8 protein-coding genes and 3 rRNA genes are annotated in these 17,395 nt (G+C 63.4%); 3 read left to right on the top strand and 8 right to left on the bottom strand.

Going from position 1 to position 17,395, the window contains the following annotated elements; all coding sequences use genetic code 11:
- Positions 1-16 precede the first annotated feature (16 nt).
- A complete protein-coding gene (locus M1E01_RS01205) occupies positions 17-1,147 on the top strand; it encodes an FAD-dependent oxidoreductase (RefSeq protein ID WP_457973300.1) in 1,131 nt (376 codons plus the stop codon).
- A gap of 11 nt (positions 1,148-1,158) precedes the next feature.
- Here M1E01_RS01205 and M1E01_RS01200 read toward each other — a convergent pair whose 3' ends face one another.
- Complete coding sequence (locus M1E01_RS01200; RefSeq protein WP_457973299.1) at positions 1,159-2,148, bottom strand: LLM class flavin-dependent oxidoreductase; 990 nt, start codon at positions 2,146-2,148, stop codon at positions 1,159-1,161.
- 169 nt (positions 2,149-2,317) lie between these two features.
- Here M1E01_RS01200 and M1E01_RS01195 point away from each other — a divergent pair, with 169 nt between their 5' ends.
- Positions 2,318-4,024, top strand: a complete 1,707-nt coding sequence (locus tag M1E01_RS01195; protein WP_457973298.1) for a helicase HerA-like domain-containing protein — start codon at positions 2,318-2,320, stop codon at positions 4,022-4,024.
- A gap of 128 nt (positions 4,025-4,152) precedes the next feature.
- Positions 4,153-5,145, top strand: a complete 993-nt coding sequence (locus tag M1E01_RS01190; RefSeq protein ID WP_457973297.1) for a hypothetical protein — start codon at positions 4,153-4,155, stop codon at positions 5,143-5,145.
- A gap of 55 nt (positions 5,146-5,200) precedes the next feature.
- Here M1E01_RS01190 and M1E01_RS01185 read toward each other — a convergent pair whose 3' ends face one another.
- From M1E01_RS01185 to M1E01_RS01155, 7 genes are all read right to left on the bottom strand, one after another.
- A complete protein-coding gene (locus M1E01_RS01185) occupies positions 5,201-5,833 on the bottom strand; it encodes an endonuclease domain-containing protein (protein WP_457973296.1) in 633 nt (210 codons plus the stop codon).
- A gap of 186 nt (positions 5,834-6,019) precedes the next feature.
- Positions 6,020-8,056, bottom strand: coding sequence for an NHL domain-containing thioredoxin family protein (locus M1E01_RS01180; protein ID WP_457973295.1), 2,037 nt, complete (start codon positions 8,054-8,056; stop codon positions 6,020-6,022).
- Positions 8,056-10,212, bottom strand: a complete 2,157-nt coding sequence (locus M1E01_RS01175; RefSeq protein WP_457973294.1) for a cytochrome c oxidase assembly protein — start codon at positions 10,210-10,212, stop codon at positions 8,056-8,058. Before M1E01_RS01175 ends, M1E01_RS01180 begins: the two co-directional genes overlap by 1 nt.
- Before the next feature lie 239 nt (positions 10,213-10,451).
- Complete coding sequence (locus M1E01_RS01170; RefSeq protein WP_457973293.1) at positions 10,452-10,739, bottom strand: HU family DNA-binding protein; 288 nt, start codon at positions 10,737-10,739, stop codon at positions 10,452-10,454.
- A gap of 803 nt (positions 10,740-11,542) precedes the next feature.
- Positions 11,543-11,659, bottom strand: a 5S ribosomal RNA gene (gene rrf / locus M1E01_RS01165).
- 233 nt (positions 11,660-11,892) lie between these two features.
- Positions 11,893-15,031, bottom strand: a 23S ribosomal RNA gene (locus tag M1E01_RS01160).
- Between the two features lie 530 nt (positions 15,032-15,561).
- Positions 15,562-17,087: ribosomal RNA gene (locus M1E01_RS01155) — 16S ribosomal RNA — on the bottom strand.
- The 16S, 23S and 5S rRNA genes sit together here, the layout of an rRNA operon.
- Positions 17,088-17,395 lie beyond the last annotated feature (308 nt).

Raw genomic sequence — 17,395 nt, 5'->3', positions numbered from 1 at the left:
GATCATTGGAGGAATCTTGAACACCACCGCGGACACCGTGGTCATTGGTGGCGGGGCGATGGGCTCCGCCGCAGCCTGGGCTCTGGCCCGGCGCGGCCGGCAGGTCACGCTGCTGGAGCAATTCGGCCCCGGGCACCGCTATGGCGCGTCCCATGGCGCAACCCGGAACCTCAGCCTGGCCTATTCGGAGCCGGACTACGTCGCCATGCTCGCGGAGTCCCTGCAGCTGTGGAGCGAAGTCGAGCACGAGAGCGGCGAGCAACTGCTGGCGCGCACCGGCGTCGTAAATCACGGCCCTGACCCCGCGCTGAGGGCAATGCATGAGGCGCTGAACCGGGCCGGCCTTAAGGCCGAATTCCTGCCGACGGCGGAAGCCGGCGAGCGCTGGCACGGCATCCGCTTCGACACGCAGGTGCTGTACATGCCGGACGGCGGGCAGCTAAATCCCGAACTCGTGCTGCCGGCCCTCCAGCGGCTGGCGGCCGGGAACGGAGCGGAGGTACGGCACCACGTGAAGGTGCTGGAGCTGCAGATTCTCGACGACGGCGTCCGGCTCACCCTCGACGGCGGCGGGTCCACTGAGGTGCTCACCGCGCGGCAGGTGGTGGTCACCGCCGGCGGCTGGACGTCCAAGCTGCTCGGGGGCGTAGCGGCTTTGCCACGGCTCACCGTGACGCAGGAGCAGCCGGCGCACTTCGGAATCGCCGACCCCGGTGCAGACTGGCCAGGGTTTAACCACTTTCCGGGAACCGGGGCTGACTACGCGGACTGGTATTCCCCCGTGTACGGCATGCAGACGCCCGGCGAGGGCATCAAGGCGGGCTGGCACGGCGTGGGGCCGGTGGTCGATCCGGACCGGCGGTCGTTCCAGCCGGAACCGCAGCAGCGGGCTGCCCTGCAGCGCTACGCGAGGCGCTGGCTCCCCGGAGCCGATGCGGGCTCGATGGCTGACATCAGCTGCACGTACACCACGGCGGCGGACCACCACTTCATCCTGGACCGACTGGGCCCGGTGGTGATCGGGGCGGGATTCGCCGGCCACGGCTTCAAGTTCACGCCGGTGGTGGGCCGGATCCTGGCCGACCTCGCCACCGGCGCCGGCCCGGCGCCCGCCATGTTCTCCGCGTCCCGCCCCGGGCTTCGTTAAATGGACCGCAGCTAAACCCGGGCCAGACCGGCTTCGTGGGCCAGCAGTTCCACGGACCGGAGCCGCGCCGCCGTGCTGGTGCTCTGGTGCGCGACGATGAGTTCGTCGGCATCGGCGTGCCTGGCGAACCCGTCGAGGTACTCCAGCACCACATCCGGTGTTCCGACGGCCGAGTACTTCATCATCTGCGAGACGTGCTGTCCCTGCGGCGAGTCCAGGATCATGTCGGCCTCGTCGTCGGTAAATTCGCGGCCCCCGCCGAAGAACAGTGAGACGCGGGCACGCAAGGTTGCCCGGAGCATCTCCTGCGCTTCGGCAGCCGAGTCAGCCGCGATGACGTTGGCGCCGGCCATGACGTACGGGGCGGTGAGCTGTTCTGAGGGCCGGAACTCCCTGCGGTAGACGGCGACAGCGTCCTGGAGTGCGTTGGGCGCGAAGTGGGAGGCGAAGGCGTAGGGCAGGCCCAGCTGCGCTGCGAGCCGGGCACCGAACAGCGAAGACCCCAGAATGTAGAGCGGCACGTTGGTTCCCTTGCCCGGTGTCGCCTCGACGCCCTGGATGCGGGTGGGCCCGGTCAGGTAGCCCTGCAGTTCGAGGACGTCCTGGGGAAAGGTGTCGGCCGAAGACGGGTCGCGCCGCAAGGCCCGCAGGGTGTTCTGGTCGCTGCCGGGGGCCCGGCCGAGGCCCAGGTCGATGCGGCCCGGGTGCAGGGTTTCGAGGGTTCCGAACTGCTCCGCGATGGTAAGCGGCGAGTGGTTGGGCAGCATCACGCCGCCCGCCCCCAGCCGGATGCTCTCGGTATGGGCCGCCACGTGGGCGATCAGGACACTCGTGGCCGAGGACGCAATCGAGGACATGTTGTGGTGCTCGGCGTACCAGACCCGGCGGTAGCCAAGCTCCTCGGCGCTCTGCGCCATGGCCACGCTTCCGGCGAAGCTGTCCGCCGCCGTCTGGCCCCTGCCAATGGTGGCAAGGTCAAGGATGGAGAGGGGAACGGTCACAGTGACGCCGGCCTTTCGTTGCACTTCGCGGCTGGCCGCGGTTGTGCGGCACCTCTTGTGACAACGACGGCGGGGCAGGCGTTATTTCTCCCCGGCCGGGTGACGCTGTCCACAGTTCGTGCGCGGGCAGGGCGCTTGCCGGGAGAGCCGGCGCCATTAAGCTAGCGGCATGGCCATCAAACCGACAGCAGACAAAGTCGCCACGATCCAAGAGGGCTACGCGCTCGAAGGCCCTACGATCGAGCTGGGAGCGGCCATCGTCGACGGCGAACTCCACAAGGATGCTCCGGTCCGGCTGCCGCTGTCGATGATGAACCGGCACGGCCTGGTCGCCGGGGCCACCGGCACCGGCAAAACGGTCACGCTGCACATGATGGCCGAGCAGCTTTCGACGGCGGGCGTCCCTGTTTTCCTGGCGGACATCAAAGGGGATCTCTCCGGCCTGGCGACCGCAGCCACCGGGAGCGGCAAGCTCGCGGAGAGGACCAAAAGCATCGGCCAGCAGTGGGCCGGCAAGGCGTTTCCGGTGGAGTTCCTTGCCCTCGGCGGCGACGGCAACGGCATCCCCGTCCGCGCCACCATCACCTCCTTCGGCCCCATCCTGCTGTCGCGGATTATGGAACTTAACGACACCCAGGAGTCCAGCCTCCAGCTCATCTTCCATTTCGCGGACAAGAACAGCCTCGAGCTGGTCGATCTCAAGGACCTCCGTGCGGTCATCCAGTACCTGACGTCCCATGAGGGCAAGGCAGCCCTGCAGGAGCTGGGCGGCCTGTCCAAGGCGACGGCCGGCGTCATCCTTCGTGAACTCGTCACCCTTGAGGCGCAGGGCTTGGAACGCTTCTTTGGGGAGCCGGAATTCGACACGGCCGAACTGCTCCGCACCTCCCCCGACGGCCGCGGCGTCATCACGTGCCTGGAACTGCCCACGCTTCAGGCCAAGCCCCTGGTGTTCTCCACCTTCCTGATGTGGCTGCTGGCTGACCTGTTCGAAGACCTCCCCGAGGCAGGCGATCTGGACAAGCCCAAGCTCGTCTTCTTCCTCGATGAGGCCCACCTGCTTTTCAACGACGCCTCGGAGGCCTTCCTCGACGCCATCACCATGACCGTCCGGCTGATCCGCTCGAAGGGCGTCGGCATCTTCTTCGTGACGCAAACCCCGAAGGACGTCCCTGCCGATGTGCTCGGCCAGCTGGCCAACCGTGTGCAGCATGCCCTCAGGGCCTTCACCCCGGAGGATGCCAAGGCCCTCAAGGCGACAGTTTCCACGTTTCCCCGCAGCGACTATGACCTTGAGGAAACACTCACCTCCGCGGGCATCGGTGAGGCCGTTGTCACTGTCATGAACGAGGAGGGCGCACCCACGCCCGTTGCCCTGACGCGCCTGCGGGCCCCCGAATCCGTGATGGGTCCGAGCTCGGACGACCTGATCAAGAGTACGGTTGCAGGCTCGGCGCTGCTCGCGAAATACGGTACGGCCGTGGACAACCTGTCTGCCTACGAGAAACTGTCCGGCAAGGCCGCCGCTCCTACCGGACCCGCGGCGGCCGGCCAGCCGCCGGTTCCGTCCAGCGGCGTCTTCGTCCCCGGAGGCTTGGGTCCGGGCGGAGCGGAACCCCACGGTGTGGACGCGGAGGCCCGGCGCATCGAGGAGGAGATCCTCGGACGTCCCAGCACCAGGCCCGCCCCGCAACGCCGGCACGAACCGGCCCCCAGCCCTGCTCCCCCGGCCGGCGGCATGATGGATAACCTCAGCGGAGCACTGGGCGGAGCCCTCGGCGCAGGCCTGAAAAGCATGGCCCGGTCAGTGGGGACCCAGCTGGGCCGTGAACTTTTGCGGGGCGTTTTCGGCACGTCCTCCCGGCGCCGCCGCTAGCACCAGGGGCCGCGCCCCGGCCGGTAAGACCCCGCCGTCGGCGGTTCTTTCATGGCCCTGCCGCGTCATGATCCGCACCGCCAACTCCTGCCTCCACAGGCCTAGCAGGTAACGTAAGGTGGGTGCAGATGAGTCAAGCGTTGGTGAAGACAGCGGCCGGGTGGCTGCTGGGCCTCATGCTTGCCGTCGCCGGAGCGGTCGTTTCGGTCAATCTGGTCAACAATTCTGTAGGCAGCCCGCAGCAGCCTGTCCGCGATTATCTGGAAGCCCTGCAGAAGGGTGAAGGCGAGCGCGCACTGGGTCTCCTTCGGGCCAAGGTGCCGGACGCAGACGCTGCCATGCTCGACGGCACAGCGCTGCAAACCTCCGCGGCCAGGATTGGCAACGTCAAGATCGGCGAAGCGGAGGCGCGCGGCGGAAAGCGGGTGATGGTGCCCATGGAGTACACCATTGACGGCAGCCGGCTGCGCACCGAGTTCCTCCTGGAGAGCACAGGCACGGAATGGCTGTTCTTCCACAAGTGGTCCTTCGTTCCGTCCACCCTGCCCACCCTTGACGTGACGGTTGTCAATGCGAACGAGGCCACGCTGAACGGCGTCCCGGTCAACATGCCCAGCGGCCGCAACACCTTCGCCGTCTTCTATCCAGGCGAGTATGAAGCGTCACTGAACGGACAGTACTTCTCGGCGCCCCCAACCCGGGCTACGGTCGCCAGCAGGGACGTCCCCGCCGCGCCGCTGAACCTGCTCACGCAGGCCAACGACGAACTGAACCAGGCCGTCGCGTCCAGGGTCAAGGAATTCCTGGACACCTGCGCCGCCGAGGCTGTCAAGCAGCAGCGACTCCAGCCCGACTGCCCGTTCTACCACGCCACGCCCAACAGGGTGGTGGACGGCACCATCAAGTGGAGCATCACGGAGTACCCGCAGATCACCATCGAGCCGTTCGACGGCAAATGGGTGGTGGCGCCGCTGGACGGCAAAGCACGCATCACCGCCGAACAGGTGGACCTGTTCTCCGGCGCGGTCTCCCCCCTGAACGTGGAACACAACTTCAGTTTCACCACACGCCTGGACATCAAGGGCGACACCATCAGCGTCACACCGGTCCTGAGCTTCTAGGCCCCCTGCGGCAGCTCTGACTGGCCGCCGGACTGGCCCACTTTTGAACCGTCAGTCACGGCATCAGGGGCCACATCAGCCGGCCGGAAGCTCCAAAACCGGGCTGGTCCGGCTGCGGCCAGCGGAGCGACCCCCTGGCCAGCACGTCCCGCACCTGGGCCAACATGGTTTCGGGCGCGTGAACAACGTCGTCATAGAAGAAGCGCAGCACGGGAAGCCCGCAGACTGTCGCAGAATTGTCCCGCCTCCGGTCCTTCTTGAACTGCCGCGGCTCCAGGTGAAACGCGATTCCGTCCAGTTCGACAATCAGAAATCCCTCAAGCAGGAAGTCCACGCGGCCGATTCCGTCCAGCCACACCTGCGTTTCGGTGGCGATGCCTGCCTTGTGGCTGATGCATTGGACCGCATTCCGGCCGTTGCTGTGCCAGTAATGGGGTTGAGCGGCCGGGTGCAGTTGCCAGAGCCCGAATCTGGGGGCCGCGGACACACAGGTGAGGAGGCCTCGCGAGCGTCCGGCGGCCACGAGCTCCGGGTCGGCGCCGCTGGCGGCCAGCAGCCCTCGCTCCACCCGGACCACATCGCCGGACCGGATCGCCGCCCGAATACCGGATCCGGTACCGCCCCTGGCCAGCACGTCGCGCGTCAGCAGCACGCCTCCGGCTGATTTGATGATGTCCGCAGGGTCCATGGGCTCACAATGTCCGCTCCCTGGGCCTGAAGGCAGACTGTAGTTGGACTATGTGAATAAGCGCGCTGCTTCGCCGGAACACCAACTGGCCCAGTTTTGGAAGCCATCTTCAACAAAACTGGCCCGGCTCCCAACCCCTGCGGGTCAAGAACCGGGCCAATTCAGCAGGCAGGTGCGGCAGCAGGCCTAGTCCATGCCGCGCAGGTCCAGCACCAGCTCCGCGTCGCCGTCGGCCTGCAGCACAACCGGGATGCCCCAGTCCTGCTGGTACAGGTGGCACGCGGCGTGGTCGGGTATCTCGCCGTCTTCGGTTTCGGGGCCGTCGCAGGCGGCCGCACGCGCGGTAATGTGCAGCACGCCCTCGGGCACGTCCGACGCCAGCACAAGGGTGCGGAGGAGGCCGACCGAGGTCCCGGCTCCGGACACGAGCAGTTCCGGCGGGGTGGAAGAGATTTTCAGCTGCGTCGGGTCGCCCCAGCGGTCATCCAGCTTCTGCCCGGTGGGCGCGGTGAAGCGGACCGTCAGCTCCAACGGGCCCGGAGCCACAGGGCTCTTGGGCCGGTGGGTCTGGACGGCGCCCTCATCCACCTGCTGCGCCTCCTTGGGAATAGGAACGTAGACAAGCTGGTGCTTGTTGGCCTCGACCACCACGAGCAGCGGCTCCTTGCCAGCCACCTGGGTGTGGTCCACGATCACGTCGGAGGGCTCCAGAAGGCCGCGGGCGAGCGTGGACACCGTCTTGGTCGCCGGATCGTAGCGGCGTACGGCACCGTTGTACGTGTCGGCAACCGCCACTGAACCGTCGGGGAGCACTGTGACACCGAGCGGATGCTGGAGGCGGGCCTCGGAGGCCTCGCCGTCGCGGAAGCCGAAATCGAAGAGGCCCTTGCCGACGGCCGACTCAACGGTGACGGTGCCGTCGTCGTCAATCACGAGCTTCCGCAGCGCGGAGGTCTCTGAATCGGCAACCCAGATGTTGCCGTCAGCGTCCTCGGCAAGACCGGATGGCTGCGCGAACCAGGATTCATGGGCGGTCCCGTCGAGCAGGCCTTCAAGGCCGTTGCCGGCGATGATGGAAACCTCCCCGGACAGCGGCTCGAAGCTGAAGATCTGGTGTACGCCTGCCATAGCAACCACGACGGCGTTGAGCTTGCTGGACCACACGACGTCCCACGGCGAGCTGAGGGAGACGTCCAGCGGGTGGTCGCTGAGGCGTCCGGTGAACCCGGCGGCGTCCTCGTCCACGCGGGCAGGCCCTGTCTCCAGCAGGCGCTGCACGCCGTTGCCGACGAGCGTGGTCACGGTGCCGTCCTTGAGGGACAGTCCCCTGAGGCGGTGGTTGACGGAGTCGGCAATCACGACGTCGTAGCCCGTCTTTGCTGCCACGTCTTCCGGCAGCAGGACAAGACCCTGCGGCTCGTTGAATTCCGCGACGGGCTCGCGGGAGTCGATGGCCGCACCCGGGCCGTCGGCGTGGCCCCTGGTCCCGGTGCCGAAGGCGCCGAGCACCGTGTGGAAGTCAGTGTCGAGCTCCACGACGCGGTGGTGTCCGGTGTCGGTAACAAGCCAGGTACCGGCGCTATCAGCGGCGCCTTCCGCGCTGGCGGCAGCACCGGCGTCGGACTTTGCAGCGGCCGCTCTTGCAGCGGAACCCCGCCCGGCGGGAAGGTACAGGGCCTTGCCCGGAAAGCGCAAGGTGCCCGACGTCGGCTCCGGGGCCACGTACGGGCCGGTGCCGCGATGCAGGGTGCCGCGAGCCTCGTGCTGGGCGATGAGCTCAGGAATCAGCACACCGAGCCCGTCTGCGTGGCCTTCGCCGGACAGGTGGGCCACAATGTAGCCCTCTGGATCGATGACCACCAGCGTGGGCCAGGCACGGGCCGTGTAGGCCTTCCAGGTATCCAGCTCGGGGTCGTCAAGGACGGGGTGGTGGATTTCGTACCGCTCCACGGCCGCGGCGAGGGCCACGGGGTCGGCCTCGTGCTCGAACTTCGGGGAGTGCACGCCCACGGTGACGAGGACGTCGGAGTACTTTTCCTCAAGCGGACGCAGTTCGTCCAGCACGTGCAGGCAGTTGATGCAGCAGAAGGTCCAGAAGTCCAGGAGCACAATCTTGCCGCGCAGGGCTTCCAGGTCCAGGGACTTGCCGCCGGTGTTCAGCCAGTTACGGCCCACCAGTTCGGAGGCGCGGACCCGGTGGTGGGTGCGTACGGTTTCGCTCATCAGCGTCCTTCCAGCTTTGAGTTGCGGTCAGCCAGCTTGGCGTCGCGTTCGGCCAATTTGGCAAACATATCGTTGTAAGCGGTGAGATCGGCGTCGTTATTCCTGTCCGCTGCCCGGTCGGTGCGGCGGGTTTCCCGTTCATCGGACCGGGACCAAATGATGGCGACGCCGATCGCCACCAGGAGGGTGGGCACTTCCCCGATGCCCCAGGCCACGGCGCCGCCCAGTTGCTGGTCCGCCAGAGCCGACGGGCCCCACTCCCGGCCAAGGTTGCCGAAGTAGTCCGCGGCCAGCAGTCCGGTGCCGCCCATGATGGCAACCCCGAAGAATGCGTGGAAGCCCATCGTGGCCAGCAACAGCAGGAGCCGGAGTGGGTACGGCGCGCGGCGCGGCAGGGGGTCGGTGCCGATCATCGTAAGAACGAAGATGTACCCGGTCAGCGCGAAGTGCAGAATCATCAACTCGTGGCCCACATGCTCCCGCATGGCGAAGCCGAAGGCGTCCGAGTAGTAGAAGAGCACGATGGAGCCAGCGAAGTTTGCGGCAGCGAACAGGGGGTGCGTGACGAGTTGCGAGAACCCCGAATGAACGAAGAGCAGGAGCCATTCGCGAAGACCCCGGGAGCCGTCCGTCCTGGCGGGGAACGCGCGAAGCGCAAGTGTGACGGGTGCGCCGAGGACCAGGAAGAGCGGGGCCACCATGGTCAGGGCCATGTGGTCCACCATGTGCGCGGAAAACAGCACGCGGCCATAGACCGCCGGCGGTCCGGACGTGATGTAGGTCAGCACCAGCAGGCCAATCACCCAGGGCACTGTGCGGAAGATCGGCCACCTGTCCCCGCGTGCCCGGACCTTGGCCACCCCCAGGAAGTAGGCCACGAGGCCGAACGCGGCAACTGCCACCCAGATCCAGTCCGGGCGCCATTCGGTAAGCCAGCGTTCCGACGTCAGCTCCGGTGGCAGCTCGTAGCCGGTCAGGATGAAGGCGGGGGAGGCATCAGGGGCGTAGGAAGTCGGCTCGGGCGGTGAGGAGCGGCCGAGCGCCACGGCGATTCCGGAGGTGGCCCCCATAATGAGCAGTTCCATCAGGATCAGCTGCCACAGCACGCGGCGGGAGGATGTGCCCTTGCGGGTCAGCTGCGGGATCACCCATTGCCGGTGCATGAAGCCGATGCCGCCGAGCACGAAGGTGGCCGCGGTCTTCGCCAGGATCAGCTGGCCGTACGGCGAGCCGAACAGGTCGCCCCAGCTGCTGATCCGGACGGTGGCGTTGATGACGCCCGAGGCAAGGACCAGGACGAAGGCGAAGCCTGCGAGGGAGGAAAAGCGGCGCAGCGTGGGTTCGGTGATGTCCCTTGTGCTGATGTGGGCTGCTGCCTTGCCAGCGGAACTGTCGCCTGCTGTGCCGGAGCCGGGGCCTCCTGCTTTGCTGGCGGCACCTCTGGCGTTGCTGGATCCGGACAGCAAACCGGAGAGGAGGGCCAGCACAACGATGCCGCCTACCCAGAGGCTGACCCCCACGAGATGCATCCCCAGGGAGCTGATGGCGCCCTCGTGGTCGTTGGAGCTTGCCGAGTGGCCGATCAGTGCCGTGGGGACAAGACCGATCAGGGCGAGCACCAGAGTCAGCGCCAAGGCCGTCAGTGACCGGACGCCGAACAGCGCGGTTGTGACCACGGCCGCGATGATGATGACAGCGAGCCAGGCACGCCCGGCCGGGATGTCAGTCATGAAGAAGACGAGCGCCCTGGTGAACTCCGCGTCGCCGGACACGCTTTGTCCAGCCACATCGGCATACGTGAGAACCAGGACGGCGATGGATGACAGGGTCCACGCCACGCCGCCGGCAGCCGCGATAGCCAAGGCCCTCGCAAACGCCGGGTGCTCTGGGGCGGGCTCTTCCTTAAGCCGGTCCGTGGAGCGCCGGCGGCCGACCGTGGGCGGCAGGATGCCGGCGGCGAAAATAAGACCGCCGATCACGGTGGCCAGAGAAACGTTATGGATCGCCTTGCTGGCGGGAAGGCCCCAGCGGACCATCGCTCCCGGATCGGAGACATCGCGCACGACGGCCGCACCCGAGAAGAGCAAGGCCGCAACCAGTCCGAGGAACAGCGCAGCCAGGCCTGCCAGCTGCCAGGACCGGGGGATGCCGAGCACGGCGCCTGCCTGCTTTAGCCCGCCCCCACTAGGGGCAGGCTGTGGAGTAAGGGACTCTGTGGCTGAGGGCACCTATCCATTGTCCGCCAACGCTGCCTGCGCAGCGAATCGGAGGGCGTGAATCACAGCACGCCCCGCCGAGGTTGCCCCTTGGCCTGTCCCCCGCCTGCTGCTGGAACAAGCGAAGCGGCAGCCAACGGCTGCCGCTTCGCTGAGCTGTGCGGTGTTGTCTTGAAGGACTACTTCTTGTTGGAGACAGCGGCCTTCAGCTTGGAGCCGGCGGTCAGCTTGACGCTGTGGCCTGCTGCGATCTGAATGGTCTCGCCAGTCTGCGGGTTGCGGCCAGTGCGGGCTGCGCGGTCGGTACGCTCGACGGCGAGCCAGCCCGGGATGGTGATCTTCTCGCCGGCGGCGACGGAAGATTCGAAAACCTCGAACAGTGCATCGAGCACGGAGTTGACGGCTGCCTGGCTGGTGCCGGCCTTGCCTGCTACCTCTGCAACAAGTTCACTACGGTTCTTAGCCATTTATGTCCTCCTGGACGCTTTGAATTTCTGGAGCCTACACACGGCATGCGTGCAAGCCACTGCTCGAAAACTTACCAGCTTGCACCCGCGAGGGGGACAGATTCCGCGTGTTTCCGCGACTTTTTGACCTAAATCACCGGATTCACGCGGGTTTCCGGCCATATGAACGCCTGCACGCTTGAACCCGCCTACAGGTTGAACCCGACTGCGTGCTCGAACGCTCTGCCCCACATGACGGCACTACACCAACAGTCTCTCGCTTCCGGCCGGGATTTCCGGGACCCTCTTTCACTTCGTACCGCTTCCAGCTGGACGCTCTCTCACGTCTTGTGGGGCTTGCCCGGTGCACGCTCACTCATGCCGCTCGTTCAGGTGCTCCCCGCACCGAAATATAGGTGAAGAGCGCAGGCGGTTCTGCGGGCCGCGGCGGCAGGGTCAGACGCTAGCCGCGAGCCGCAGGAGCGTCCCGCCCCCTGCGGGGTGTGAACTGGGCCCTGGGCGGCAGGAACTGCGAGAGCGTCCGCCCCAGGGACGGCGTGGACTGGGCGGCCGTCCCGCCCCCGGGCCGGGTGTGGACTGGGGCCTGGGCGGGGTGGGCTGAGCGAGCGTCCCGCCCCAGGGGCGGCGTGAACCAAGCCGCCCGGGGCGGCGTGGACCAAGCTGCCCGGGCCCCAGCGCCCGGCCGGCACAGGGGGTGCGGGGGCGCGCCGGCAGCGGACCCGCCGGCTGGGGGCGCGGGCATTAGCGGCTTAAACACGGGAGAGCCCCAACCGTGTGGTTGGGGCTCTCGACCGTTAATGATTGTCCGGCGGTGACCTACTCTCCCACACCCTCCCGGGTGCAGTACCATCGGCGCTGTGGGTCTTAGCTTCCGGGTTCGGAATGGGACCGGGCGTTTCCCCCACGCTATGACCGCCGTAACCCTGTGACCCGTCCCCCCGCGTGGCGGGGGTGGGAAAATCTGTGGTTACAACATGCCCTGCCGGTTATGGCAGGTGTGGTGTTGTGCTATTGAGTTGTGGGTTCCCTGGCAGCAAACCCTGCCGGTGGCGGGTTTGTTGGTTGGGAACCACATAGTGGACGCAAGCGCTCTTGGATCTTTTACCCGCCCCGGGTGCAAACGCTTTTGAAGGGGCGTTTGCGGGGTGGGTGTGTGGTGTAAGTTATCGGCCTATTAGTACCGGTCAGCTTCACGAGTCGTTAGTCCTCGCTTCCACATCCGGCCTATCAACCCAGTGGTCTGGCTGGGGGCCTCTCACACACAAGGTGTATGGAAATCTCATCTCGAAGCGAGCTTCCCGCTTAGATGCTTTCAGCGGTTATCCCATCCGAACGTAGCTAATCAGCGGTGCACTTGGCAGTACAACTGACACACCAGAGGTTCGTCCGTCCCGGTCCTCTCGTACTAAGGACAGCCCTTCTCAAATTTCCTGCGCGCGCAGCGGATAGGGACCGAACTGTCTCACGACGTTCTAAACCCAGCTCGCGTACCGCTTTAATGGGCGAACAGCCCAACCCTTGGGACCTACTCCAGCCCCAGGATGCGACGAGCCGACATCGAGGTGCCAAACCATGCCGTCGATATGGACTCTTGGGCAAGATCAGCCTGTTATCCCCGAGGTACCTTTTATCCGTTGAGCGACGGCCATTCCACAATGTACCGCCGGATCACTAGTCCCGACTTTCGTCCCTGCTCGAGATGTCTCTCTCACAGTCAAGCTCCCTTGTGCACTTACACTCGACACCTGATTGCCAACCAGGCTGAGGGAACCTTTGGGCGCCTCCGTTACTTTTTAGGAGGCAACCGCCCCAGTTAAACTACCCATCAGGCACTGTCCCTGACCCGGATTACGGGCCGAAGTTAGATGTCCAAAGTGACCAGAGTGGTATTTCAACGATGACTCCACCCGAACTGGCGTCCGGGCTTCAACGTCTCCCACCTATCCTACACAAGCCACTCCGAACACCAATACCAAACTATAGTAAAGGTCTCGGGGTCTTTCCGTCCTGCTGCGCGTAACGAGCATCTTTACTCGTACTGCAATTTCGCCGAGTTTATGGTTGAGACAGCGGGGAAGTCGTTACTCCATTCGTGCAGGTCGGAACTTACCCGACAAGGAATTTCGCTACCTTAGGATGGTTATAGTTACCACCGCCGTTTACTGGGGCTTGAATTCTCAGCTTCGCCTTGCGGCTAACCGGTCCTCTTAACCTTCCAGCACCGGGCAGGAGTCAGTCCGTATACATCGTCTTGCGACTTCGCACGGACCTGTGTTTTTAGTAAACAGTCGCTTCCCCCTGGTCTCTGCGGCCCCGATCCCCTCCCACCAGCAAGTGGTGTTCAAGGTTGGGGCCCCCCTTCTCCCGAAGTTACGGGGGCATTTTGCCGAGTTCCTTAACCATAATTCTCTCGATCGCCTTAGTATTCTCTACCTGATCACCTGTGTCGGTTTGGGGTACGGGCGGCTAAAACCTCGCGCCGATGCTTTTCTCGACAGCATAGGATCACCGAATCCCCCCAAACGGGGGTCCCATCAGATCTCAGGCACATGAACGGCGGATTTGCCTACCGTTCGCCCTACATCCTTAGACCGGGACAACCATCGCCCGGCTCGGCTACCTTCCTGCGTCACACCTGTTAATACGCTTGCCTCCCGGGATCAGATCCCGCGCTCCACCAAAACCCGCACACCACAAGGGTGATTGGGCAGGCTTCGGGCGGTTAGTATCCCCCGTTCAGCATGGGCGGTTTTTCGCCGGTACGGGAATATCAACCCGTTGTCCATCGACTACGCCTGTCGGCCTCGCCTTAGGTCCCGACTTACCCAGGGCAGATTAGCTTGACCCTGGAACCCTTGATCATCCGGCGGACGGGTTTCTCACCCGTCTTTCGCTACTCATGCCTGCATTCTCACTCGTGTAGGCTCCACCGCTGGTTTACACCGCGACTTCACCGCCCACACGACGCTCCCCTACCCATCCACACTCCTGAACCACAAAGGCTTAGAACACGTGTGAATGCCACAACTTCGGCGGTGTACTTGAGCCCCGCTACATTGTCGGCGCGGAATCACTTGACCAGTGAGCTATTACGCACTCTTTTAAGGATGGCTGCTTCTAAGCCAACCTCCTGGTTGTCTTCGCAACTCCACATCCTTTCCCACTTAGCACACGCTTAGGGGCCTTAGTTGGTGGTCTGGGCTGTTTCCCTCTCGACTATGAAGCTTATCCCCCACAGTCTCACTGCTGCGCTCTGACTTACCGGCATTCGGAGTTTGGCTGACGTCAGTAACCTTGTAGGGCCCATTAGCCATCCAGTAGCTCTACCTCCGGCAAGAAACACGCAACGCTGCACCTAAATGCATTTCGGGGAGAACCAGCTATCACGAAGTTTGATTGGCCTTTCACCCCTACCCACAGCTCATCCCCTCCATTTTCAACTGAAGTGGGTTCGGTCCTCCACGACGTCTTACCGTCGCTTCAACCTGGCCATGGGTAGATCACTTCGCTTCGGGTCTAGATCACGCCACTGCAACGCCCTGTTCAGACTCGCTTTCGCTACGGCTTCCCCACACGGGTTAACCTCGCGACGTAACACTAACTCGCAGGCTCATTCTTCAAAAGGCACGCCGTCACAACTACTATGCACACAAGGTGCGGTTGCTCCGACGGATTGTAAGCACACGGTTTCAGGTACTGTTTCACTCCCCTCCCGGGGTACTTTTCACCTTTCCCTCACGGTACTGGTCCGCTATCGGTCATTAGGGAGTATTTAGGCTTATCAGGTGGTCCTGACAGATTCACACGGGATTTCTCGGGCCCCGTGCTACTTGGGATACTCTCCAGGCGGTGCACAACATTACGGTTACGGGGCTCACACCCTCTACGGCCGGCCTTTCAAGACCGTTCACCTATGCCAGCACTTCACACCCTCCCGGTCCGGCAGAACCAGGAAAGAAAGTCCCACAACCCCGCCCATGCAACGCCCGCCGGCTATCACACATGGAAACGGTTTAGCCTGATCCGCGTTCGCTCGCCACTACTAACGGAATCACTATTGTTTTCTCTTCCTGCGGGTACTGAGATGTTTCACTTCCCCGCGTTCCCCCCACGCACCCTATGTGTTCAGATGCGGGTCACCAGATCACTCGCGCGTCTGGCGGGGTTTCCCCATTCGGACACCCTGGGATCACAGTCCGGTTATCGACTCCCCCAGGCTTATCGCAGATTCCTACGTCCTTCTTCGGCTCCTAATGCCAAGGCATCCACCGTGTGCTCTTAAAAACTTGACCACAAAGATCAATCAGAAATTTCGAGAGAACCACAGAAACCAACCACACCCCGCAAAAAACAGGGCACAGCCAGATCCAGGTTCATATTCTTGGAAATTGCTTCTTATAAAAGATGCTCGCGTCCACTATGTAGTTCTCAAACAACAACCCCAAACCACACACCCCACACACCCCCCAAAGGGAGAACAAACCGTGCGATCGGTGCAGCCAGGAAACCAGAAACAAACAAACCCCGAAACCCCCCGCAGCCACCCGCCCCAAAGGACACGCCACCACGAAAAACCCCGGCCCTGTTGCCTCAGGACCCAACAGTGTGCCAAACACGAAACCACCCACTCCCCCGCCCCGCCGTTCCAGGACACCCAAAAGCATCCGTACCAGACGAAGAAAAGAACCAAGCGGCCGCTATTCATTGATATTCCACCCATGAGCACCCGCCGCAGAACGATCGCCTGCGCAACGGGCCTTTACTCCTGACAAACCCGCCACCGGCGCCTACACGCCGGCACGAATCCGTAGGTGCTCCTTAGAAAGGAGGTGATCCAGCCGCACCTTCCGGTACGGCTACCTTGTTACGACTTAGTCCCAATCGCCAGTCCCACCTTCGACGGCTCCCTCCCACAAGGGGTTAGGCCACCGGCTTCGGGTGTTACCAACTTTCGTGACTTGACGGGCGGTGTGTACAAGGCCCGGGAACGTATTCACCGCAGCGTTGCTGATCTGCGATTACTAGCGACTCCGACTTCATGGGGTCGAGTTGCAGACCCCAATCCGAACTGAGACCGGCTTTTTGGGATTAGCTCCACCTCACAGTATCGCAACCCTTTGTACCGGCCATTGTAGCATGCGTGAAGCCCAAGACATAAGGGGCATGATGATTTGACGTCGTCCCCACCTTCCTCCGAGTTGACCCCGGCAGTCTCCCATGAGTCCCCGCCATAACGCGCTGGCAACATGGAACGAGGGTTGCGCTCGTTGCGGGACTTAACCCAACATCTCACGACACGAGCTGACGACAACCATGCACCACCTGTGAACCGGCCCCAAAAGGAGAAACCACATCTCTGCGGCGGTCCGGTCCATGTCAAGCCTTGGTAAGGTTCTTCGCGTTGCATCGAATTAATCCGCATGCTCCGCCGCTTGTGCGGGCCCCCGTCAATTCCTTTGAGTTTTAGCCTTGCGGCCGTACTCCCCAGGCGGGGCACTTAATGCGTTAGCTACGGCGCGGAAAACGTGGAATGTCCCCCACACCTAGTGCCCAACGTTTACGGCATGGACTACCAGGGTATCTAATCCTGTTCGCTCCCCATGCTTTCGCTCCTCAGCGTCAGTTAATGCCCAGAGACCTGCCTTCGCCATCGGTGTTCCTCCTGATATCTGCGCATTTCACCGCTACACCAGGAATTCCAGTCTCCCCTACATCACTCTAGCCTGCCCGTACCCACCGCAGATCCGGAGTTGAGCCCCGGACTTTCACGGCAGACGCGACAAACCGCCTACGAGCTCTTTACGCCCAATAATTCCGGATAACGCTTGCGCCCTACGTATTACCGCGGCTGCTGGCACGTAGTTAGCCGGCGCTTCTTCTGCAGGTACCGTCACTTTCGCTTCTTCCCTACTGAAAGAGGTTTACAACCCGAAGGCCGTCATCCCTCACGCGGCGTCGCTGCATCAGGCTTGCGCCCATTGTGCAATATTCCCCACTGCTGCCTCCCGTAGGAGTCTGGGCCGTGTCTCAGTCCCAGTGTGGCCGGTCACCCTCTCAGGCCGGCTACCCGTCGTCGCCTTGGTGAGCCATTACCTCACCAACAAGCTGATAGGCCGCGAGTCCATCCAAAACCACAAAAGCTTTCCACCCCCCACCATGCGATGAGGAGTCATATCCGGTATTAGACCCAGTTTCCCAGGCTTATCCCAGAGTCAAGGGCAGGTTACTCACGTGTTACTCACCCGTTCGCCACTAATCCCCGGTGCAAGCACCGGATCATCGTTCGACTTGCATGTGTTAAGCACGCCGCCAGCGTTCATCCTGAGCCAGGATCAAACTCTCCGTTGAAGTAAAACAGACACAACCAACACCCCCGGAAATAACAGGAACGAAGGCTGCACAAAATTTGAAACCAGCCAAAACACCAGACCACACCCACAGGGGCAGGCGCAGCCCGGCAATTCAACCAATTTAATAAAAAATCGGTATCAACAAACTTGGCACACTATTGAGTTCTCAAACAACAGACACACCCGGCACCACCCAAACCCACGTTCAGGATCGCTCCGGAGCAACTTTTCAAACTTACCCGGTCCCAGCCCCCAATGCAAATCCTGTTCCCAAGACCCACACCAGCAACCAAACCAGCCCCACCC

It is taken from the genome of Arthrobacter sp. D1-17, assembly GCF_054130535.1.
Note: the sequence above shows the minus strand (reverse complement) of the source record. Positions and strands in the feature narration are given on the sequence as shown.